Source organism: Alteripontixanthobacter maritimus (assembly GCF_003340475.1).
Lineage (GTDB): Bacteria > Pseudomonadota > Alphaproteobacteria > Sphingomonadales > Sphingomonadaceae > Alteripontixanthobacter > Alteripontixanthobacter maritimus.
Genome location: NZ_QBKA01000002.1, coordinates 2096649 through 2119206 on the forward strand (window position 1 = coordinate 2096649; position 22558 = coordinate 2119206).

Below are 22558 nucleotides of genomic sequence, written 5' to 3' on the forward strand. Positions count from 1 at the left end.
CTATAATAGCCGCACCACATCGATTGTCATTAGCCGCTGATTTCTTGGGCTATATCCCCTTCGATTGCATCTGGGTTCCAAAGGCCAATTTCATTCAACAACGTCGACGCGGTAAAGCGTAAGCCATGAGCGGTAATCTCATCTTTTGAAAAACCCATGCGACGGAACGCTGCATTTAAGGTGTTTTTACTCATCGGGCGCAGCGACGTATGCAGGGCAGGGAAAGCAAAGCCCTTCGGGCCGGTCAGCTTGCGCAACTCAAAAACGACGCCACTACTTGGCTAGAAAGCGGAACCGAATGTGGCTTTCGTGCTTTCATTTTTCCGGCTGGAATGCGCCATATCTTTTCTCTTAGATCAATCTCGCTCCAATCAGCATGACGGAGCATTCCTGGCCTAACAAAAACGTGCGGAGCGATCTGCAAAGCAAGCTTGTTAATTGGGCTACCAGTGTAAGCATCGATGGCCCGGAGCAGCTCGGCTAGTTTCGCAGGCTCCAGGATAGCAGCATAGTGTTTTGCGTTGGGAGTAATTAGCGCCCCTTTTGAGTAGGGTTGCCGGGTCAGACTTGGCGCGGCCCGTCGCCACCGCAAACCGAAACACACGGCTCGCGAAGCTTCGGGTCTTTTTGGCGGTTTCGTAATTCCCCTGGGCTTCCAATTTTTCAGTGTCGCTAACAATAGCTGAGGATCAGCCTCAGTAATCGGCATTTTGCCTATCGCTGGAAGGAGTAACGAAAGGAACCACTGCGCCTTTCGCAGCGTGCTGTTCGCCCGACCCTCTTTGGCCATTTTTGCAATCTATTCTTCTGCAATCCACACAAAGCTATCGTTTGCGCGCATCTGCCAATTTTCGGGATACGCCCCCAGCGCCAATGTCTTTTCCTTAGCTGTGAAGCGATACTTAAATCGCCATAGTTTGGAGCCGCTGGGAAGGATTTCGACAAAAAGTCCTTTGGCATCGGCCCATCTAAACGGCTTGGCCTTCGGCTTAGATCCAAGAATTTCAGCGTCGTTGAGCGGCATTTAGGGGCATGGCCTTTCGGTACTTTGCCGACAATCCCGCGATATGCCCCTAATCATGCCCCCAAAGTTGCGGATTTCGCAAGAGTGCCAACCGACATTGAGCGACATGAAGGCGCACTGAATGGCAGACTTACGCCGCTTTGTCGATATTTTTACATGTGTTCAGAAACAGATAAATAGTGCCAGAAGAGGACCTGCATCTCTCGCACCGTTCCTCAGAGCCTGCCCCAACGCTTCCTTCACGCCCCGCGAGCGTGTTTCAAGGCTGGTCAGGACGGTATTGATCCACTGCTGGTCATCGCCCGCCAAAACACTCGTTACTGCCTGTGACGGCTCTTCCATGCCTGTTTCAACGATGGGGCCACAGCGGGGCTCCAGCGATCTATCTGACGCTGCTTCCACGATTGGCGGCGATACGGTCTTCTTCATCATCGCTCGATGGTCGGCCAGTTCATCGGCGGAAGGTCAAGAGTTCGGTGGATGGTTGGGCGCTGGTGTTTCGTTGTTGATTGCTGCTCGAAGGATGCGCGCCTCTTTGGCGGGGTGCAACAGATCGAGCCATTGTGGCGATTGCTGGCCGAAGGTCTGAGCATATCGCTTGCGCAGAGCCTGGCGCGCAAGGCCCGTTCCCCATGTCGCTTTATGGGTAATCGTCTGACCATCGTCGGCGCATCGTCGGACGGTAATCGTGCCAGTGCTGTCAGGTTGGGCGAGGATGGCGGCGACTGTTTTGTCCAATGGTCGATCGTTTTTGGTTTCTATTTCAGCCTCCTGTTTGCTGGGATACGGCGACATCACCAACGAAGATTATGCTGATCGCTCGTTACGAGTAGCGGCCAAAGCCAGGTTTGAACGCCTTGGCTATCTTGCCACGCGCAGTTCGTGATTGATGGTTGCGCCGTTTTTTCTTCGTGGGCGTTGTGGGATGGGGCCAGTCGGGCCAGGTTCCGTCCGCAGCAAGTTCTTTGGTCGTGCGGTGTTGTGCCAGCTTGTCGCTGGTGAGGTTTTTGTAAGTCATGCACCAGCATACCGTAGAGGCCGATCGGATTGCATTATTCATCTGCAGGTTCTCGATCGCATGCTGGATGTAGCGGTGATCAGAAGGTTGACCGTCAACCTTGAGGGTCTGCCTACTTCCGCTTTCTGATCTGACCAAGAAGTTCGGCTACCTCGTCTTTGCTCATCGAGCGGCTGCTCCAAGTATCTTCATGCGTGTCCATGCCTTTGCCCGCGATCTTGCCAGCATAGCTGTCGTAGAGTCCCATGCTGCCATCCGTGTCGGTGTAATCGATGCGGTAATATGGCGCTTTGCCTTCGCCCGTAATGCCGATCCGAACCGAACAGGTATCGTGTTCTTTTTGGCATTCGTGGAGATTGCCCAGAACAACTCGCACATACTCTTCACGATCATTCAGCGTTGGCAGCACATCAGCGATGATCGCATCATCAGGGATAGCCTTGGTCGTCATACTCGTTCCTCTCTAAAAATCGCATATTATGCGTTTTTTACCACGCTTCCATATTTTGATCGTCAGCAACTCGACCCCGACCGCGTGCCATCGGATGGCGAGGATTACTGTGTCCCGTTTTACCAAGCGTCACCAGTTCGACTGTTTTCGAACACTTTTTCACCCTCTGGATGAACTGGTCGGCTTCGCCTTCCCACGCACCATCGTTGCCCCAAGCGATGAGCAGCTTGTTGCCACTGTTCTTGGCAACGACGATAATGGCATCAAGCCATTGGTCATTGTCGTCATGCGACCGTTTGTCGCTCGCCCACATCACACTCGGCTCCGACGCACGAAGAGGATAAAGATTAACGATAGCAAGTCCGCCATAGCCCCATCGTTTCGCGAAGTGAGTCAGGCGGCGGATGGTTGGATCATCTTCATCAGCATCGCCAGTGCTTGGATTAAGCATGCAGGCGGGTAGCTTGGGCAGGTCGTCGTCCCATGAGCGCTCAAGGAAGAAGCGGTAGTTTTCGCAGTCGCTTAAAATGGCATCGGCTTTGGTAATCATTTGTATCGTTCCTTGGGTTCGTTGGTTGGGAGCCGACAGAACGATTCCGATTGAGGTAACCCTCACTTAGCATCCAAGATAATTCCACATGATCGATCGGGCGCTAGTTTCGATCGATGGTAGGAAGGTTGACGGTCAAACTTTTGGGGTGCGCCCGTGTGTCAGTAGATTGCGACGACCACCATTATTCGACTGACACATAGCCTCTCAGGCGATGCTCATATTTCGTATGGTAGGGATCGCGTAACGTCTTCGCCTTCGTATCCCATACCATCCAGTGTTTTGAGTTATCGCCATCCTTTAATTCGGCGAAGACCAAGGCATCAGTATCGAGATCACTCAAAGCCTTCTTCCCGAAGGGCTTGCGGCGCGCGCTCAAGGGTTTGCGTCCGAGCTTGATCAAGGCTTCGTGAAGGTCTTTGGTTTTTGTCAGTTTTGACCGCCCCATTTTATAGACTGCATGGCGAGCTTCATCATAAGATGCATTCGCCAGCATAGCTACACACGCTACTCCGCAGTCATTCTCTTCTTTCTGTTTTATCGTCTTCATGGCATCTTCTCTCAGTCTTGTTACGCAGCCAATGCTCGATACACGCTGGCACGACCAATGTTCATCTCACGGGCAATCTGACTGGCTCCCAGACCCCTTTCACGCATGGCTTTGATCTCTTCGGGATCGATAGTGGCTGGCCGACCTTTGTAGCGTCCCTCTGCCTTCGCCTTCGCGATCCCTTCCATTTGACGTTCGCGGCGGATGTCGTTTTCAAACTGGGCAACAGCACCAAGCACCGCCAACATCAACTTGCCCGTGCTGGTATCGGTATCGACGCCAGATTGGTTCAAACATCGAAAGCCAACCCCTTTGGCCGATAGCTTCTCGATGACCTGGTGAAGATCGGCGACACTGCGTGCCAATCGATCTAACCGTGTTACTATCAACGTGTCGCCATCACGGACGAAGTCGATGGCATTCGTCAGTTCGATCCGATTACTGGCTGACCGTCCGCTCATTTTCTCGCTGAAGATCTTCTCGCACCCGATTTGGGCCAGTGCCTCATGCTGGATCTCCAGCGATTGTCCTGCTGAACTTACCCTTCCGTATCCCACCACCATCCGCATCTCCGTCTCATTAGGGTCTAAGGACGCTCATCCAACTGTCTCAGAAAAACATTCCCTACCCTATGGAGACGGAATCAGCCGCGGTCTGAAACGTCCCGCCTGGGCTTAAATAAATGAGAGAGAGGTATGGAAACCTAATCCTCATTCATGACCTTCTCCATTTGCCAATTGCAGTAGGAACAAAGCCCTCCATCTAGCCCGTCCAAAAAATCCTGCACGGTTATTTCGTTTCCACACCGGCTGCATTCGGAACTGTAATCCAACGGTTCATTGCAGTTCGCGCAGACGTCTTCACCTTCGACTAAGGCGTCCCGTCCACACGCTGGGCAGGCGTATACCGGACCATCCTCGCCCGCGTCTTTGTGGCGAATGTAGGCTTCGGCTCCGTAGAGGTCTTCGATTACCAGCTCAATTACATCGGCTAAATCGGGAAGATCCCCGCAGATGCGGCATCGCAGTTCAACACAGTCTTGAGCCTCATTATCGGGATCGGTTTGCTCGACCAGTTCAGACTTACATGCAACACATTGAATCGAAGCATCCGCCAGGCTGGGGGAATGCCACGCCACATTCTCGAGTGTAGCCCGTGCCTCCCGTAATTCCTGATCATAAAGGTCCTTGGTATCTAGCATGGTAGTCCATGCGTCACCGAGAAGGTCTGTTGGGTTTTCGTCCATCTGCCGGAAGAGGGATGCAGCCACAGGGAAGCCCTTACTGATCGCTGCCCTGATCGCAGTTGCAGATTCGTCTGTGTAGTGGTGCTCCATATCGTTGCGAATTCTGTTGAGGGCCTTGAGCGCTCTGTGATCGATGTTGACGCCGAAATCCTTGGCGCGATTACCAATCTGTTGGAAGTCTACGGTAGTGTGCCCGACTCGCTCCATCTCAATGCCCCCTGAGCCATTCGGGACAGGTTTCAGCCTCGCACCTATGACAAGCTCTGGATCAGCCCTTGGTGCCGCGCGAATAAGGGCCTCTTTCGCAAGAAGCAGAACACCTGCGTAAAAATTGCGAACGGCAGATATATCTCGGTCAGGGTCTTGCTGGCGAAAGTCCTCTACACCCATGCGGATAGACGCGACCGCGTTGTCGAATAGCGATGGCATCATTTTCTCCTAAATTTACCGCACAATAGGCATTTAATGTGCCTTGGTCCCTACAATAAGAACCCTGTGGCGGAACAACGCAATGCGTCCTATCGGTCAAGCATGAACCCCGTTGAGATCGAAGAAGCCGTCACTGGGCTTGCCGAAGAGCCGTTTGATCGAGCCGAGTTCCCTTTCCAGTTCCTCGCCGCTTTCGGGAACAAGAAGACGACAATCAGCAGGCTGCGGAAGGGCAACACCAACCAGTCCGACATTGCGGGCGGTGTGCTCCAACGCAGCAACATCCACATTGCCACCTGCGATTCCGGCACGGTCGGCCAGACGCTCACCGCTCTACGCGACAGTCCGAAGACCGGCACCAACAAAGCGAAGTTCATCCTCGCCACCGATGGGGAGGAGTTTCAGGCCGAAGACTTGATCAGCGGTGAAACTGTCGCCTGCGACTTTGCCGATTTCCCGAACCACTTTGGCTTCTTCCTGCCGCTGGCGGGCATCACTACGGTTCAGCAGATCCGCGAAAGCTCGTTCGACATCCGCGCGACCAGTCGGCTCAACCGGCTCTATGTCACGTTGCTGCAAGACAATCCCGAATGGGCAAGCCCGGAACGCCGCACTGACATGAACCACTTTATGGCGCGGCTGATCTTCTGCTTCTTCGCCGAGGATACGGACATCTTTCACGCTGGATACCAGTTCACCGAAACTGTTGAGCGTATGAGTTCGGGTGCGCATGAGATCACGCATGAGGTGATCGGCGAACTCTTCCGTGCCATGAATACCAAGCATGCGGATCGGACGGCACAGGGCATCAAGACTTGGGCAGGCGGCTTCCCCTATGTAAACGGCAATCTGTTCGGCGGCGACCACGCGCTCAAGAAGCGAAGCGGTAGCGCAGAAATGGAGGTTCCGCGTTTCAGCAAAATAGCCCGGTCCTATCTCATCCACATCGGCAATCTCGACTGGACGAAGATCAACCCGGACATCTTCGGCAGCATGATTCAGGCTGTAGCCGACGATGAGGAGCGCGGCGCGCTCGGCATGCACTACACCAGCGTGCCGAACATCCTGAAAGTGCTCAATCCGCTGCTCCTTGATGATCTGCGCAGCCATCTGGAAGAGGCGGGGGACAATGCGCGCAAGCTGCTCAACCTGCGCAATCGCATGGCCAAGATCAGGGTGTTCGATCCGGCCTGCGGCAGCGGCAACTTCCTCGTCATCGCTTACAAGGAGATGCGGGAGATTGAGGCCGAGATCAATCAACGGCGCGGTGAGCCTGACCGCAAAACCGAAATGCCGCTGACGAATTTTCGCGGCATCGAATACCGGAGCTTTCCAGCAGAAGTCGCTCGGCTCGCGCTCATCATCGCCGAGTATCAGTGCGATGTTCTCTATCGTGGGCAGAAGGAAGCATTAGCCGAATTTCTACCGCTCGATTCAGAAAACTGGATAACTTCGGGTAATGCTCTTCGGCTCGACTGGTTGAGCATCTGCCCACCGACTGGGACGGGTGTAAAGGTGCGCGGGGATGATCTGTTCGAGACCCCGCTCGACCAGTCTGAGATCGATTTCGAGAATGCCGGTGGCGAGACCTACCTTTGCGGCAACCCACCATATCTCGGTAGCCTGAACAGAAACACCGAGCAACAGGAGGATATGGATCGAGTATTCGGATCAATTTCCAAAAATTACAAAGATTTGGATTATGTCGCTGCATGGTTTCTCAAGGCCGCTCAGTTTGGGCTAGCCACCAAAGCAGATGCGGCTTTCGTTGCAACGAAGTCAATTTGTCAGGGCGAGCAGGTTGAGATGCTTTGGGGGCCATTATTTAAAATGGGGTTCAGTATAAAATTTGCTCATCGGCCATTCCACTGGGCTAATTTGGCATCTAATAAGGCCGGGGTTACTTGCGTGATCGTCGGAATATCTAATGATGGGCCCGAAACCGCTCTTCTGTATGACGAAGGTGCTTTGTTGGAATGCCGTAATATCGGCCCATATCTTATCCCCATGAGCAATGTGATTGTCAGGAAGTCGTCACAGGCGATCCATTCACTTTCGAAGATGGACTATGGTAACAAGCCAACAGACGGCGGAAATCTGATCCTCCGAAAAGACGAAAAGGATAGGTTGATCGCCGAGTGCCCAGATGCCGCAAAGTTCGTCCGTGGTTACATGGGATCGCAAGAATTTATCCGATCGACTGCCCGATATTGCATATGGGTGGAGGACGACTGTCTAGAAGAAGCAGACCACATTCCCGAACTTCATCGTCGCTTCAATGCAGTCCGTAAATTGCGATCTGCCAGCGTTGGTTCTCAAGCGAACGCAAATGCATCGACACCTCATCGCTTTGTTTTTGCTCCTCATAGGTCAGGGATTGCAATCATCATTCCGAGAGTGTCATCGGAACGAAGACCCTATCTTCCGGTGGGGTTTGTGGACGATTCGACAATAGTCTCTGATGGTGCGGCGGTGATCTACGAAGCAGAAGTGCCTCTTTTTTCGATCTTAGCAAGTAGGATGCATCAACAATGGGTGGCGACGGTTTGCTCTCGAATGAGAATGGATTATCGCTATTCAAATACCCTTGGCTGGAACACTTTCCCGCTCCCCAAGCTAACCGAGCAGAACAAGACCGACCTAACCCGCTGCGCCGAGAACATCCTACTCGCACGCGAGGCGCATTTCCCGGCGACCATTGCAGACCTCTACGATCCCGAGGCCATGCCCGAAGACCTCCGCCGCGCGCATGAGGAAAACGACGAGGTGCTCGAACGCATCTACATCGGTCGCCGCTTCCGCAACGACACAGAACGCCTCGAAAAACTGTTCGAACTCTACACCAAGATGACCGGCAAGAAGGCAGCGGCATGAGCAGCGATAACCTAGACCAGAGTTGGAGCGCCTCAACCGTCTGCGTGAAGCTGGTGTCTTGTCTGACAGTGAGTTCGAACAACAAAAGCAATCGATCCTTACAGGGCAAACAGCGTCGCGCGTTCCGCGACAAGCCCTGTTGGGCGGTGCGGCGATTGTAGCCGTTATTGGCGTAGCCATTCTCGCGTTCTTCTTGAACCCAAATGGCGATCCGGTCGATGCATCTGCCTCTGCCCTGCCACCCGTTGAATCTTCGATCATTTCACAATCAGAACCGCCTGTTCCGATCGCCTCTGCAAGTCCCGAGGCAGCCCCAGCGATTTCTGCGCATGACCGCTTGAGCTTTGCGACCTCCGACGAGGTGATCGGGTCAAACCCGCCTATCTCGAAGAGCGACTTGGTGTGCCGAGGGAAAAAAGCGCTGGTCATTTGGCATTCGAACTCGGCAGTTGCACCGTGTATTATTGGTCTGCGGGAAGCCGCATCACCGGTTTCACCGTTGATGTAGGCCCGTCTTGTTCACCCACCATTCGCGGCACCCGCATCGGCCCCCGCACCACATTCGGCAAAATTCTCAACCGGGACAATTTGGGCCAGTTCACCGCCGATTGCATATACAGTTGTGGTAATGCCGCCGATCCAGTCGTTGGTTTGACCTACCGTGCCAGCCATGCAACCGGCTTTATTTCCGTTCAATATTCGACATCCGCAGATCAATCTGATGAGGCAATCGAACTGTGGGAGCGGGAAGTGTGAAGAGAATTGGGGTTGAGCGAATATGAGTCTCCGCCAGACTTCGAGCCCTTCAATTGCGTGAGCAATTCGCCTGCAAATGTGCGTCGACTCATGCCGAACATCATGGTGAGGAGTATCTCGGTAAGTCGCGATCAGGCGGGACGATGCCCGTGACTTGGCTCGTATCAAGGACCGAGCTTAGAGATTGCTTCTGGAAGAGCCGTTTCTGATGTTCGAGCCAGTCCCCTACACTCAGCTCAACTCGCGACAGAAAGAGAACTACAACTTCCACAAGGTCGCTGCGCGTCTGGCTGATTACGGCTTTCACTGTCTGCGGCTCACAGACGACTGGCAGGGTGCAGACTTCATCGCTTGTCATATCGATGGGCAGACCTTCCTTAAGGTGCAGTTGAAGGGGCGGCTTTGTCTCGACAAGAAATACATCGGCAAGGACATCCATATCGCCTTCCTTCATGGCGATGATTGCTTCCTCTACCCGCACGATGAATTACTGGCGACCGTCATAGCCAGCGGGGCTCTGAACGAGGAGAGTGAGCGCTGGCGGGATCACGGGCAGCGCCATTGGCCTCAGCCACCGGCTTGGGGTTTCAAGTTTCTTTCCGAATACAAGATAATCGATAAGAAGGCGGTGTCATGAGCAACGCTACCCCGCCACCGCCGACCGCAACTCCCACCGAGGAAACACGACAGCTCGCTCTGATCGGCGATCTGCGTGCGCTGCCCGCCGAAACGTCATGGGTCGAGTTCAAGGAGAACAATGATAGTGCCGAGATGATCGGCAAGCTGATCTCGGCATTGTCGAATTCCGCACGGCTCGCCGACCAGCATTTCGCCTATGTCGTATGGGGCATTCGGGATGGCGACCATGCGCCTGTCGGCACAAGCTTCGAGCCGTCATCGGCCAAGCATAAGGATCAGCCGCTGGAATTCTGGCTCAGCCAGCACCTGCAGCCAGCGATCGCCTTCAGCTTCAAAAGTCTCGACTACCACGGCAATCAGCTTGTTATGCTGGAAATCCCGGCAGCGGCTACGAGCCCGGTCGAGTTTGACCGAACGGCCTACATTCGTGTTGGCAGCGCCACACCGCGTCTTTCCGATCACCCTGAGCGGCAGAAGCTCCTGTGGTCAAAGCTACAGCCTTATGCTTGGGAAACTGGCGTAGGCGCTCAGTTCCTTAGCGGCGATGAGGTGTTGGCGAAGTTGGATCACACCAGCTATTTCGAGCTTACTGAGCAACCCCTTCCTGATAATCGCGACGGGATATTTGATCGCTTGCAGGCTGATCGGCTGATTGAGGTCGATGTTGGTGGTAAGTGGAACATCACCAATCTCGGGGCGATCTTGTTTGCAAAGCAATTGTCGGAGTTTTCACCTTCGATCGCACGAAAGGCCGTTCGGTTTGTTGCATATGAAGGCAACAATCGCGCAACCAAGGTGACGCATCGTCGTGACGGGCAGAAGGGCTATGCCTGCGGTTTTTCTGGCCTCGCCGATTACATCGACGCTCTGCTGCCCAGCAATGAGCATATCGGCAAGGCGTTTAGAGAGGAGGAGTCTCTCTATCCATCAATCGCCATTCGCGAATTGATTGCCAACGCGCTCATTCACCAAGACATGACGATCACGGGCGCAGGGCCGCTGATCGAATTGTTCAAAGATCGCCTTGAGATTACCAATCCGGGCGAGCCTTTGGTCAGCCCAGATCGCTTTCTCGATTCACCGCCACGCTCGCGGAATGAGGCGCTTGCATCGTTGATGCGTCGGATGCGGCTTTGTGAAGAGCAGGGAACCGGGATCGACAAGGTTCTGGCTTCGGCAGAGCTGCATCAACTTCCGCCGCCAGATTTTCAGAATGTCGATACTGCCGTGCGCGCGACACTGTTCGCCCCGCGCCGCTTTGCGGACATGACACAGGAAGAGCGTGTGCGTGCATGTTATCAGCATGCGGCGCTGAAATATGTTAGTGGTGAGCGGATGACGAATTCTAGTTTGCGTGAACGCTTTGGGATCGCAGAGCACAATGCTTCGCAAGCTTCTGGGGTTATCCGTATGGCTCAAGATGAAGGGCAAATTCGTCCAGCTGACCCAGAGCACCCGCGTGCTGGCTATGTTCCGCATTGGGCTTAGCCTGTGGAAAGTTTTGATCGTGTTTTGATTTTGGGCTTCGAAAGCCAGCTTTGGAAATGGGAATAAACAGGAAAAAGAGGGAATTCCCTTGGGAAAGAACGCAAATTTGGTTTTGATCGTGTTTTGATTGGAAAGATGGATTGAACGGATGAAGGCTTCAAAAAGGGGCTAGAATGCCTTTCAGCAAAGAGTGATGAGAGATTGAACTAAATGATGCAAGAAAGCCGCCATCCGGGATGGGATAAGCAAGCGATCAATCAAATCGCGCGCGATGAATATGGCGGCCTTGATGCGATGTTCGAAGCGCATGGGTGGGAAAAGGGAGAACGCACTTTCGGCCAGATCGCACCGACGAAGGTTGTGGAGACCTATGGGAGCGTCGATTCATTCGTGAAGGCACACGCAGATGGCCGAGCGCTCAACCCCATGCTGAATGTTGAAACAGCTTTCAGAACCGATCCGCCACAGATCTTTCTCAAAAGTTTCCACGGGTTCACGCCAGAAAATTGGGGCTTCCTTGGCTTCACCGAAGCATTTGCGCGCGATAAATTTGTTCGCGAAAGCAAGCCGGGTGCTTTGTTAATTGTCGCAGGCACATCCAAAGCGCCCGATGCAAGCGAACGATTGCGAGTGCTCGGAATGCAGCAGCAAACTCATATCCACGGCACTAAGTGGGACTATCTGGCACCTCACCGCCACGACGAGGAGCGGAACGACCCCGATCGTGTGAATGGTTGGATTCACGGACTCAAAGCGATCCGGGCTTGGAAAATTCCTGCGGAGGAAAGGCCGTTCGTTCGCGACACCTTTCCAGAAACACATAACGGCGGGAAGAATGGAACGGCGATCGGAGCATACGGCATGCAGATCACTTTTCAGGAAGCTCAACGCTTCCTCAAACTGCCGATATTTGAGACCGACATATACGGCGGAGAACCTGTCGAAGCTCTACTGTCGGGGCCTGCAGCTACGGTGCTCAGGCCGAGCAGGCCGGGACCGGTTTCGCAATCGGGATATATGGTCCGTGAAGCCGAAGGGCCGAAACACCTCTACATTCTTCGACTGCATGGCGATGAGGAGAGCTTCCTAGGCTATGGGGCTCAGGGCCGCTCGATCGTGAAGGTTGGCTTTTCTGTCAGCCCTCAGACCCGACGCGACGCACATAACAAAACACTGCCTGCCTGCGCGTTCGCATGGCAAATCGAGAACTCAACCTATGCCGAGAAGCGTGCTCCATTCCCGTCATCAAACCACGCCATAGCGGGGGAGAATGCGATGAAGGGCTTGCTCTATCATGAAGGAAAGTCACTCGGTGGTGAATTTTTTCTCGCTGACCAACAGTCGATAAAGCGTGCTTGGCAAGCAGCGATCAAAGCTGCTGAGAACTGGAAGTCATAATCACGTCCAAACTCATCCCAGAGATTTCCACCGTGCGCATGGTGAACTGGGCGAAGTGCTCGAGCGCGTCTATATCGGTCGCTGCTTCCGTCAGTGCCCAATTCCTTGAAAAACTGATCGACTTATACAACAAAATGACCGGGAAGAAGGTGGCATGATCACGATCCTTTGGCAGCTTGCCTGAAAAGCATTGGGGTGAACATTTGCGATCAGTGCGGACACATTATCCACTTTCGGTTCATCGATGGAACTGTGAAGCCCTTGCACCTCAAAGGCGGTTGCTCTGACAAAGGTTCTGTCGATGCGACTAACAGTCTTCGCAGAACTTATACGGGGGAATGCCGAAAGACCAACTGCCCCGAATGTCGGGGTGAAGTGTATTTCATCCGCCGTAATAAGGGCAGTGTGTGGATTGACCCACCACTTGGTCCACCATGGGATCGGCATGAGTGCATGGATCGTGCGAAGATCGGGTATAAAGCCGCAGCGAATTTAACAAATTCCCTTCGGACCGATTTACCGGACAATGGCAAAGATCGAGACTATATATTTGGCGTCGTGATAGCCTCCGAAATTAGCGAAGATCGACGCCGGACTCTTCTGACAATTGCAGCGGGCGAGCCAGAGAGTCTTGTTGTTCTGGTATCTGGTGGAGCAGATTCCTTTCTGGAAAAATTCGTCAGGATTGATGGCGCTCAATCGCGACTATTCAGCGCAGGTGACAAACGCATATTTCTTTCGATTGTTGGTGCTGCGACTATACCGATTGGATTGAAATCGTCGGGTGAACCCATGCTCGAGCTGATATCCTTTCGCCGCGCCAAAAAGGCAGTCCAAACCGAAGCGCAAAGAATCGCAATTGCGAGAGGGAAACTCGCGATAAGATACGAGAGAGAGGGGTTGCAGGCTTCATGGAGTATAGGCGAATTCGTCCAATTGCTTGGTGTATTGGGCGGCTCGAAGAAAGATGAGTTAGCTCAAATCACGGCGTTAAGGATACTCAAGCACTTAATGAAAACGGGTGATTGCTCGGCATTGGCGAAGCTTGCTGTGGAACTGTCGCCTGATCGTCGCGACCGCTTGAAAGTTTGGCTGAAAGAATACTCGCCAATCAAATTGAGTTTGGACACTCAACCAATTATGGCTCGGTTTAATCGGCATTCAGAGCGGAGTTTTGCAATCAAAGAAGCTGCAGAAAATCCATTCTATAAAATGCCAAAATAAGATCATCGGAGGCCACTAGAATGTTGCATGGGACTAAGTTCGGGGGAGCGCTTAATTGACCACATCTAAACCCATCCCCGCCGTCTCATTCCAGACCGCCCGCACCGGAGCTTCCACGAAGTCGAACGAGATGGGCATGCGCCCGATGCAGGAGCGCGCATACGCCAAGCGCGGCGAGCAATACCTTCTGATCAAGTCGCCGCCAGCCTCGGGCAAATCTCGAGCATTGATGTTCATCGCGCTAGACAAGCTGCATAATCAGGGCATTGAGCAGGCGATCATCGTAGTGCCTGAGAAATCCATCGGCGGTTCGTTTATGGACGAGCCCCTCAGGAAGTTCGGTTTTTGGTCGAACTGGGAAGTGAAGCCGCAGTGGAACTTATGCAATGCCCCCGGGCCAGATGAGGAGCGCGTTGATCCTTCCAAGATAAAGGCGGTCGGCCAGTTTCTTGCCAGCGGCGACAAAGTTCTTGTTTGCACCCACGCGACTTTCCGTTTCGCAGTCGAGCAGCTTGGCGTTGAGGCATTCGACAATCGGCTGATCGCCGTGGACGAGTTCCATCATGTGTCGGCGAGCGAGGACAACCGGCTCGGAAGTCATCTGGCCGATTTCATCCGACGCGATAAGGCTCATATCGTGGCGATGACGGGGAGTTACTTCCGTGGCGATGCGTTGCCGGTCCTCATCCCTGAGGATGAGGCCAAGTTCGAGATGGTCACCTACACCTACTATGAGCAGTTGAACGGCTACGAGCATCTCAAAGCGCTCAACATCGTCTATTTCTTCTACACTGGTCGCTACCTTACCGCGATCGAGGCCGTGCTCGACCCGGCCAAGAAGACCATCGTCCACATTCCTTCGGTCAATTCGCGCGAAAGCACGAAGGACAAGATCAAGGAAGTGAACGAGATCATGGATTACCTTGGGGAGTGGCAGGGTGCCGACCCCACGACTGGATTCCACCGTGTGAAGCTGCCCGATGGCCACGTGATCAAGATCGCCGACCTTGTTGATGACAGTGATGGATCACAGCGCAGCAAAGTGCTGAATGCCCTGAAAGACCCTACTCACAAGAATGACCGCGATCATGTCGACATAATCATCGCGCTGGGTATGGCGAAGGAGGGCTTTGACTGGATTTGGTGCGAACACGCGCTGACAGTTGGCTATCGGTCCAGCCTGACCGAGATCATCCAGATTATCGGGCGCGCGACCCGCGACGCGCCCGGCAAGGAAAATGCCACTTTCACCAACCTGATCGCTGAGCCCGATGCCTCAGAAGCAGCGGTTGTGGGCGCGATAAACGACACGCTGAAAGCCATTGCAGCCAGCCTGCTGATGGAACAGGTTCTCGCGCCTCGCTTCACTTTCACTCCGAAGGATACCGGCCCCATCGAAGATTTCGATTACGGTCCCGGTGGCTACAAGGAAGGCGAGACGAATGTCGGTGTGCGCGAGGCCACGGGCCAGCTTCACTTCGAGATCAAGGGACTGGTTGAGCCCAAGAGCGACGAGGCCCAGCGCATCTGTAAGGAAGACCTCAATGAGGTCATCACGCAGTTCGTGCAGGATAAGAACAACCTCGAGCAGGGCATGTTCAATGAGGAAACCGTCCCACAAGAAATCACCCAGTTGAAGATGGGTAAGATCGTCCGCGACCGATACCCTGAGTTGGATGAAGAGGATCAGGAGTCAGTGCGTCAGCACGCAATTGCGGCTCTGAACCTCACGCAAAAGGCGAAGGAAATCGCCAGCGGACTCGATACGGGCATTGGCGACAACGAGAAGGTCAACACGGCTCTGATTGATGGGGTGCGCAAGTTCGCAATGGATGTCCGCGATCTCGACATCGACCTCATCGACAGCATCAACCCATTCGAGGCTGCCTATTCAGTGCTCGCCAAGTCGATGGACGAGAAAGTTCTAAAGCAGGTGCAGTCAGTGATTTCAGCCAAGAAGGTCAAGATTTCACCAGAGGAAGCGCGCGATCTCGCGGAGCGAGCATTGCGGTTCAAGAAAGAGCGCGGTCGCCTTCCCGAAATCACCTCTCAAGACGCTTGGGAAAAACGGATGGCAGAAGGGGTTGCAGCCTTTGCTCGTTACCGTGCACAGGCATCCAATGCCTGATCTTTCTGACGACGAGCTGCTCGCTGAACTCGGGGTTGAGGTCGAGCAGCAGAAGGCGCGCACCTATACGCCGCGCGAAGAAAGGATCATTGCCGGGTTCGAGGATATTGTTCGGTTCTATGAGGAGCATGGACGCGCGCCGCAGCATGGCGAAGATCGCGACATCTTCGAACGCCTATATGCGGTCCGTCTTGATCGCCTGCACAGTCTTGAGGACTGCCGTGACCTTCTAACAGGCATGGACAAGCATGGATTGCTCGCTGGGACGCAAGGTGACGACGCGGTTGCAGCAGACGAGATCGACGATGATTCCTTGCTAGCTGAGCTTGGCATTCAACCAGCAGGCGGGGACGATATTCGGGTGCTTCGACATGTGCCCACCGCTGACGAGCGCCGTGCCGCCGAAGAAATCGCGAACCGCGAGAAATGCGAGGACTTCGCGAAATTCAAGCCGCTGTTTGAGCAGGTTCAACAAGAGCTTGAGACAGGCGCGCGGGAGACCAGACCGTTCGAACTTAAGGCCGAGATTCGTCCGGGGGCGTTCTTCATCGTCGGCGGGCAAACTGCGTTCGTCGCCGAAATGGACGAGATTTTCACCAACGATCAGGGGCGCTCAGATGCCCGTCTGCGAGTAGTCTTTGACAATGCCACCCAGAGCACGATGCTCATGCGGTCGTTGCAGCGGGCGTTGAACAAGGACGACGCAGGTCGAAGGATTACTGAATCCGAGGCTGGCCCATTGTTCTCTGGTCAGGCCGAAGAGGGCGATGAGGCCAGTGGTATCATCTATGTCCTGCGCAGCAAGTCGGATCATCCGGTTGTCGCTGAGCATCGCGAATTGGTGCACAAAATAGGCGTCACCAATATGAAAGTTGAGAAGCGGATTGCAGGTGCGCACCTTCAACCAACTTTCCTCATGGCGAATGTCGAGATCGTCGCCCAGTATCAGCTATTCAACATCAATCGGACCAAGCTCGAGAAGCTGATCCACCGCGTATTTGGCGCGGCTCAGCTCGATCTGGAAATTTCTGATCGGTTCGGGACGCTTATCAAACCACGAGAATGGTTTCTTGTGCCTTTGAACGCCATAGACGAAGCTGTCGAACGCATACGCGATGGTTCTATTACCAGTTACCGATACGATCCTAGTCAAGCCCGCATTGTGCTTCAATGATTTCTGATGAGGAATTCGAGATGGGAGAACCTCGAAATCGCTAGCGCACCGCCGTCTCGCCAATTAAATTCTATGCTATAGCTAGATGTCAAATCACTGAAAGGAGGAAGGAATACGCGAAGACAAAAATTGGGCAATCAAGCAGATTGCTGAAATCGACGAACGACATCCGGGACTTGCGGGTCATTTTCTGCGTAGCTCGCACGAGCGAAAGCAAGTTATCTCTGTATATTTGGCGCACACAAGCGTCGATGTAATCAATGATGCGACGGCTGAGACGCTGTGGCGCGGAACTCACGACGAGATCCTACGTCAAGCCATTGGGCATGCGCCAAAGGGCCTCCGAGGCATTCTTGGTCGGTCTGCCAAGCAGTCACATCCGAAAGCATTTTACCATCTGTTGGCGGCGATCCTCCGCAAAGCGTCTGCCGGTGAAAGGCGTGCGCTCTCGCACCTAAGGAATTTTGATTTCGATTTTCTCGAGCGATGGCAAATTGCTCCGGCAGAACTGCGGAAACCCAGTTTTCTGTCGGTGTTCAAAGACAAGGCTGAGATCGAAGAGCTTCTCGCAGCGTTGAAAGTTTTAAATATGGCAGGTCTGGATCAGGTGGAGCTTCTGTCGCGTATTTCGAACATTACCTCGAGGAAGAAACTCTCAGTAGCGTTCAGGGCTTTGATGTCTGGACTAAAATTTACAGATCATCCGCTGCCGGGAAACACCACCATTGTCGCGGTTACGTCCGTTGCGGAACTCTGTGCCGCCGCCCGTGCGTTGCGCAATTGTTCCGCCTCCTACATGTTTGACGTTCTCGATGGCCGCTCCGCATTTTATGTAATGTGCCCTGATGATCCAGTCGGGATGGTCCATTTGGAGCGCGAAGATGGGAGGTGGGTCATTGGGGATATCGTGGGCATATCGAACAGGCCCGTGACGCGGAAACTCGCAGATGGAGTATTTGAGTATTTTGAACACAACGGCGTATGTAGAACAGTCCGCTGCCGCCCATCGCAGTGGGATGCCGTGCGAAGGTTTTGCCAGACACCTTACGAACGACACCGATAGCTCGCCTGATCTAACCACATCGGAACATGCGGTAGCACCCGGGCCACCAGATTACGCGCGTCACTGCAGCGATCCACCGTGCCGTGTCATTAAACTTTCGCCGCAGACGGAATCGACATGTGCGCCGACAGGCAATCGTAACTTCCAAAGAGGTGTATGTGTGCACCCCAAACAGGCACATTTGCGCGATGTGTCTCGTTTAGCAGCCGGTTTCTTTCGGGGTGAAATAACTAAACTCCCCATACACTACTGCACTTCGCGAACGATGCGCTCACCAGAGCAGCGACGGGATATCGCCCTTTAAAATTGCCCAGCGGAAGCTCGCAGCGTCGCGCTCCTTGATATGCGGTGAACTCTATTTCGCGCGGGCTACCGGTCACGCTAAATAACTGAATATAAAACCTTATTTTAAAATTTAGAAAGCCTGAATTTTAATATAGACTTTTCGATTCGCGCCTCTTTACGATCAGATCATAACGTCGCCGGACCGGGCGCTGTTTGGTTAGATTTTAATGAGACTGACATGTTCGCCTCCTTTCAATTTGCCTCTGCCCGGTCCGGTAGAAGCAAATTGAAAGGCACTGCGATGAATAGAGAAGAATATGCCGCCAAGTTGGGCGCGCAGCTAAATTACTACACGGACCGGGCTGCAAAAGGCCTCGACTGCGTCGATGTGTTGAAGGACATCGAGTGGGGCCAAGAACTTGCTGCTGAGACCGACTATTATCTGAGCCGGTTGACCCAATCGAAGGTGATTACACGCAACGCAATAGAGAAGGCCCGGCGTGCGGCGGCGAAACATCGGGAACAGGCAGAAGCACTCGCGTCAATCATCGAGACCATAGATGGCGAGGACCCAACAACTCCCTACGGTTTCGTATATGGCCGCCTGCGCAAATTGGCGGCGCAGGTTTCGTTCAAGGGCGAGATCGTCATCAACGGAAACACGCACGTTCTTCCAAATGTTCAGCGGCAGCTTCGTATCGCATCGCGCGAGGCAGGGTTCTCTCCGTCGGAGCGTTCAGGAATTGATGACTGCGCTACTGAATGGTTTGAAAGTTCACGTTCAGAACGAGTGAAGGAGGCTGCTGAGCAGTTCGCGGTTCGACAGAAATTTGATTTCAATCACTTCGCCCGGACGTATTTCAGCGAAACGACAAAGTGTGATCACAAGATGGTCGCTGCCATCCTCAAAAAATTTGTTCATCAGGTCCGGAGGAAGCTGGCGGGGCAAGATGTGACGAACCATCTGATGCTCGTCCTGCATGGACCACAGGGCTGCGGTAAAACCTATCTATTAGAGAAGCTGCTCGCGCCATTAGCAGAATTTTCCGCTTGGTCAGATTTCGAACAGATCAGCGATGGACGTAATCTCGATTTATGGAAGCACCGAGTGATCGTGCTCGATGAAATGGCAAAATCCAAACGGGCGGATATCGAAACGATAAAACACGTCATCACGGCTGCCTCTCTTGATCGCCGTCCCATGCGGTCAAATCATACGGTGCAGATCAAGAATCGCGCCGTGCTGATTGGTGCGTCAAACCATCGGCTCGACGAGATTATCCGCGATGAAACTGGCAACCGTCGCTTTGCGGAATTGCTCTTCCGGCCCGATGTCGAGCACGCAGCTATCAAACATTTCAAATTCAATAAAATGTGGGCTGCTGTCCAACCGGGCGATGTAGATCCGATCGCGCAATTGATGCCTGAACTGCAGGAATACCAGTCTATGTCAGCCGTGGCAGGGCCGGTGCTCGACTGGCTGCAGAATCGCCGCCATGCGCTCGCCGGCGGGACGTATTCGACACAGCGACTGTTCGAGCAATTCCGCGACTATCGTGAGAGCGCGGTGCAGGGTCTGGATTATCAGTCACGAACGGCTTCGACTTTTTCGGCTGAACTGCGCCGCATTACCGAGCACGAGAGCTCATGGGGCATCGAAAAGGTCCGACATGGGGTTGGGGTCCGATGGAATGTATCCGACCTTTGGAGGAAGGCGGCATGACCTGTCTTGTTCGATCGAGCGAGGTGAAAGGACGCTATGGCACGTATCGCCCCGCGCTAACGAAAATCATTTCGCCTACCGAAATCAAACCGTTTCCTAATGTCGCCAAATACGATTTGCTCAATATTTATATCGGCAGCTTCGATGAGTTGTCTGACCTCATTCAATTTTTATCGAGCCAGCGCGATATGGCTTTGGTTCGCGGGCGAGCGATCATCGAAGGACCCAACCAGTTTCGCCGCTTGCGCGCTCGGGCAGGTGAATCCGCAACCATCGAACCGGTAGCGGAGGGATTGCGCTGGGTCATGTTCGATATCGACAAATATCCACTCCCTCCATTTCTCGAAGATACTGACCAAATTTTGGACATCCTGACCGACGAATTGCCTGAGCCGTTTCGTGATGCAAGTTACGTGTATCAATGGTCTAGCAAGGCATTTCTGGACGGGAAATTCGATTTCGCCTCGGGGCATCTCTTTTTTTGGCTCGCTCGGCCCAGAACCTGCGAGGACCTTCATCGCCGGACATTGCAAGGCGACTGGTCTGACGGTGTAATCGATCCTGCGCCGTTCGTTCCAAATCAATTGCATTACACTGCCGCGCCAGTGTTCAAGGAAGGCGCAGCCGATCCTCTGACCATTCACCGCACAGGTGTGCGGATCGGCATGTTTGAAGAGGTGGAGCTGGACCCATGGGTGCCACCGGTCCGCCCTCCATGCAGTGGCACCGGCTGCTCACCCAATAACCTGAGCGCGATGATCGCTGCGATAGGTGAGGACGGTCATATTCATGCCGCCGCACGCAACGCGGCCTACGCGTATATCCGAACCACACCGACTCTACTTCGCGATGAAGCAGTCTTTGTCGATCAAGTTCTTCAGCGAGTCGCCGCTGCCGGGCGGGCGGACGACTACGACGGCGCTTACGTCCAACGAATGATGGATACGGCGAAGGAAAAACTGACCTAATCCCCAAAATTAACCAAGAAAACAATGGAGTATGAAATGTTAAACCAATCTCAATCCGGTGAAACCGACGCGCCGATGGATCATATCATCCACGAAAATGATTCAGCCGCAAGAAGGGAAGCTGAACTGATAAAGCTAATGCAAGTTCTGATTCGGACTGACCCAACTGACTTTTATAAAGGATATGAGATCGAAGCCAGTCCATTCAAATTCTCCATCCTCCTATTTGATGGTCAGATCAAATCCATAACTTGCGAATCTGAGGCCGTCATATATTTGTGTGAAGCAATCATAGACAGCGTAAAATGCGGGATTGAGATAGCTAAAGGTCCCCCGAATTTTGCTGTAAGTGAGTCTGACTAGGCTAAGCCCTGGCGAGGCGTCTCAAACCGCGGGTGATTCCGTCTACATAGGGTAGGAGGTTCTTTTCTGAGACAATCAGAACTGTGACCCTAGACCCATGTGAGACAGGAGACGCGAATGCTGGTTGGATATGCGCGAGTGAGCAGCGCGGGGCAGTCGCTCGACATTCAGAACGAAGCCTTGGCGGAAGCAGGATGCGACAAGGTCTTCGCAGAGAAGATGAGCGGACGGTCGGCGAAGGATCGGGTGCAACTGCAAAACGCCATCGATTTCGTCCGTGATGGCGACACGCTGGTGGTGACGAGGCTGGACCGTCTGGCGCGAAGTGTTGGCGACCTTCATCAAATCATTGAGAACCTGGACAGCAAAGGCGTTGCGTTCAAGTGCATCAACCAATCTAGCGTCGATACCGACACGTCAACTGGTAGGCTGATGCTCGCTGTTCTGGGTGCGGTAGCCGCCTTCGAAAACGACATCCGCCGCGAACGTCAAATGGAAGGGATCGCCAAAGCCAAAGAGCGCGGCGTCTATAAAGGCCGTCCACCCAGCATCGATCCTTCAAGGGTGAAAAAGCTTCATGAGCAAGGTCATGGAGCCTCACAGATCGCCCGTGAACTATCGATCGGACGTGCGAGCGTCTATCGGGCATTGGCAGCGTAGAAGTGCTTGGCGGCCATCCTACAAAGACGGATCGTGATGCCAACATCTGCCGTGCTTACGAGATCGGATATTCCCAAGCTGACATCGCTCGCGCGTTCGGCTTGAGCGCCACACGGATCAGCCAAATACTGAAGCGAGATGACGTGCCGATCCGCAGTCCGTGCATCCCGCCGCTGGTCTGGAACGATGGCGATCCGATGATCCCTGATGGTTGACGGTTAACCTTCTGATCACCGCTACATCCAGCATGCGATCGAGAACCTGCAGATGAATAATGCAATCCGATCGGCCTCTACGGTATGCTGGTGCATGACTTACAAAAACCTCACCAGCGACAAGCTGGCACAACACCGCACGACCAAAGAACTTGCTGCGGACGGAACCTGGCCCGACTGGCCCCATCCCACAACGCCCACGAAGAAAAAACGGCGCAACCATCAATCACGAACTGCGCGTGGCAAGATAGCCAAGGCGTTCAAACCTGGCTTTGGCCGCTACTCGTAACGAGCGATCAGCATAATCTTCGTTGGTGATGTCGCCGTATCCC

General features: G+C 53.7%; 25 protein-coding genes and 1 pseudogene. 16 read left to right on the plus strand and 10 right to left on the minus strand.

Going from position 1 to position 22558, the window contains the following annotated elements:
* Positions 1-29 precede the first annotated feature (29 nt).
* From HME9302_RS13310 to HME9302_RS10365, 10 genes are all read right to left on the minus strand, one after another.
* A complete protein-coding gene (locus HME9302_RS13310) occupies positions 30-257 on the minus strand; it encodes a hypothetical protein (RefSeq protein ID WP_181815746.1) in 228 nt (75 codons plus the stop codon).
* Positions 258-443: 186 nt separating this feature from the next.
* Positions 444-659 carry a phage integrase central domain-containing protein gene (locus HME9302_RS13670; protein ID WP_407641324.1) on the minus strand — a complete coding sequence of 72 codons (216 nt, stop codon included), beginning with the start codon at positions 657-659 and terminating at the stop codon, positions 444-446.
* Between the two features lie 140 nt (positions 660-799).
* Positions 800-1024 (minus strand): Arm DNA-binding domain-containing protein, encoded by a 225-nt coding sequence (locus tag HME9302_RS13315; protein ID WP_181815747.1) that lies wholly within the window; start codon positions 1022-1024, stop codon positions 800-802.
* A 465-nt stretch (positions 1025-1489) separates the two neighbouring features.
* Positions 1490-1762: a hypothetical protein gene (locus HME9302_RS10335; RefSeq protein ID WP_147270806.1), complete on the minus strand. Its 273-nt coding sequence runs from the start codon at positions 1760-1762 to the stop codon at positions 1490-1492.
* 85 nt (positions 1763-1847) lie between these two features.
* Positions 1848-2042, minus strand: a complete 195-nt coding sequence (locus HME9302_RS10340) for a hypothetical protein (RefSeq protein ID WP_115366946.1) — start codon at positions 2040-2042, stop codon at positions 1848-1850.
* A gap of 112 nt (positions 2043-2154) precedes the next feature.
* Complete coding sequence (locus HME9302_RS10345; RefSeq protein ID WP_115366947.1) at positions 2155-2493, minus strand: hypothetical protein; 339 nt, start codon at positions 2491-2493, stop codon at positions 2155-2157.
* Between the two features lie 37 nt (positions 2494-2530).
* Positions 2531-3043 carry a DUF1643 domain-containing protein gene (locus HME9302_RS10350; RefSeq protein ID WP_115366948.1) on the minus strand — a complete coding sequence of 171 codons (513 nt, stop codon included), beginning with the start codon at positions 3041-3043 and terminating at the stop codon, positions 2531-2533.
* A 184-nt stretch (positions 3044-3227) separates the two neighbouring features.
* Complete coding sequence (locus tag HME9302_RS10355) at positions 3228-3593, minus strand: cysteine peptidase family C39 domain-containing protein (RefSeq protein WP_115366949.1); 366 nt, start codon at positions 3591-3593, stop codon at positions 3228-3230.
* A 20-nt stretch (positions 3594-3613) separates the two neighbouring features.
* On the minus strand, positions 3614-4156 hold the full coding sequence (locus tag HME9302_RS10360; protein WP_115367676.1) for a recombinase family protein: 543 nt from the start codon (positions 4154-4156) through the stop codon (positions 3614-3616).
* Between the two features lie 140 nt (positions 4157-4296).
* Complete coding sequence (locus tag HME9302_RS10365; protein WP_115367677.1) at positions 4297-5268, minus strand: hypothetical protein; 972 nt, start codon at positions 5266-5268, stop codon at positions 4297-4299.
* 102 nt (positions 5269-5370) lie between these two features.
* Here HME9302_RS10365 and HME9302_RS10370 point away from each other — a divergent pair, with 102 nt between their 5' ends.
* From HME9302_RS10370 to HME9302_RS10440, 16 genes and pseudogenes are all read left to right on the plus strand, one after another.
* Positions 5371-8142 carry a class I SAM-dependent DNA methyltransferase gene (locus HME9302_RS10370; RefSeq protein ID WP_115367678.1) on the plus strand — a complete coding sequence of 924 codons (2772 nt, stop codon included), beginning with the start codon at positions 5371-5373 and terminating at the stop codon, positions 8140-8142.
* A gap of 22 nt (positions 8143-8164) precedes the next feature.
* The gene (locus HME9302_RS13675; RefSeq protein ID WP_115366950.1) at positions 8165-8650 is read left to right on the plus strand and encodes an SHOCT domain-containing protein; all 486 of its coding nucleotides are present in this window, start codon (positions 8165-8167) and stop codon (positions 8648-8650) included.
* Entirely contained in the window at positions 8572-8898 is a 327-nt protein-coding gene (locus tag HME9302_RS13320) for a hypothetical protein (protein ID WP_181815811.1), read from the plus strand. The genes HME9302_RS13675 and HME9302_RS13320 overlap by 79 nt, the downstream gene beginning before the upstream one ends.
* A 208-nt stretch (positions 8899-9106) precedes the next feature.
* The gene (locus tag HME9302_RS10380) at positions 9107-9535 is read left to right on the plus strand and encodes a hypothetical protein (RefSeq protein ID WP_115366951.1); all 429 of its coding nucleotides are present in this window, start codon (positions 9107-9109) and stop codon (positions 9533-9535) included.
* Positions 9532-11025: an ATP-binding protein gene (locus tag HME9302_RS10385; RefSeq protein ID WP_115366952.1), complete on the plus strand. Its 1494-nt coding sequence runs from the start codon at positions 9532-9534 to the stop codon at positions 11023-11025. The genes HME9302_RS10380 and HME9302_RS10385 overlap by 4 nt, the downstream gene beginning before the upstream one ends.
* Positions 11026-11235: 210 nt before the next feature.
* A complete protein-coding gene (locus HME9302_RS10390; protein ID WP_115366953.1) occupies positions 11236-12423 on the plus strand; it encodes a hypothetical protein in 1188 nt (395 codons plus the stop codon).
* 453 nt (positions 12424-12876) lie between these two features.
* Positions 12877-13647 (plus strand): hypothetical protein, encoded by a 771-nt coding sequence (locus HME9302_RS13155; RefSeq protein ID WP_147270807.1) that lies wholly within the window; start codon positions 12877-12879, stop codon positions 13645-13647.
* Between the two features lie 136 nt (positions 13648-13783).
* A pseudogene (locus tag HME9302_RS13680) lies at positions 13784-14287 on the plus strand (DEAD/DEAH box helicase); the annotation flags it as partial.
* 1269 nt (positions 14288-15556) lie between these two features.
* On the plus strand, positions 15557-15775 hold the full coding sequence (locus tag HME9302_RS13685; RefSeq protein ID WP_407641337.1) for a pseudomurein-binding repeat-containing protein: 219 nt from the start codon (positions 15557-15559) through the stop codon (positions 15773-15775).
* The gene (locus HME9302_RS10405) at positions 15768-16949 is read left to right on the plus strand and encodes a GIY-YIG nuclease family protein (RefSeq protein ID WP_115366956.1); all 1182 of its coding nucleotides are present in this window, start codon (positions 15768-15770) and stop codon (positions 16947-16949) included. Before HME9302_RS13685 ends, HME9302_RS10405 begins: the two co-directional genes overlap by 8 nt.
* 400 nt (positions 16950-17349) lie before the next feature.
* On the plus strand, positions 17350-18012 hold the full coding sequence (locus HME9302_RS10410; protein WP_147270808.1) for a hypothetical protein: 663 nt from the start codon (positions 17350-17352) through the stop codon (positions 18010-18012).
* Between the two features lie 586 nt (positions 18013-18598).
* On the plus strand, positions 18599-20020 hold the full coding sequence (locus HME9302_RS10415) for a VapE domain-containing protein (protein WP_181815748.1): 1422 nt from the start codon (positions 18599-18601) through the stop codon (positions 20018-20020).
* Positions 20017-20988: a hypothetical protein gene (locus tag HME9302_RS10420; RefSeq protein WP_115366959.1), complete on the plus strand. Its 972-nt coding sequence runs from the start codon at positions 20017-20019 to the stop codon at positions 20986-20988. Before HME9302_RS10415 ends, HME9302_RS10420 begins: the two co-directional genes overlap by 4 nt.
* Before the next feature lie 480 nt (positions 20989-21468).
* On the plus strand, positions 21469-22011 hold the full coding sequence (locus HME9302_RS10430) for a recombinase family protein (protein ID WP_115366961.1): 543 nt from the start codon (positions 21469-21471) through the stop codon (positions 22009-22011).
* 2 nt (positions 22012-22013) lie between these two features.
* Positions 22014-22226: an RNA polymerase sigma factor sigma-70 region 4 domain-containing protein gene (locus HME9302_RS10435; RefSeq protein WP_181815749.1), complete on the plus strand. Its 213-nt coding sequence runs from the start codon at positions 22014-22016 to the stop codon at positions 22224-22226.
* Positions 22227-22320: 94 nt separating this feature from the next.
* Positions 22321-22515, plus strand: coding sequence for a hypothetical protein (locus HME9302_RS10440; RefSeq protein WP_115366946.1), 195 nt, complete (start codon positions 22321-22323; stop codon positions 22513-22515).
* Positions 22516-22558: the final 43 nt, after the last annotated feature.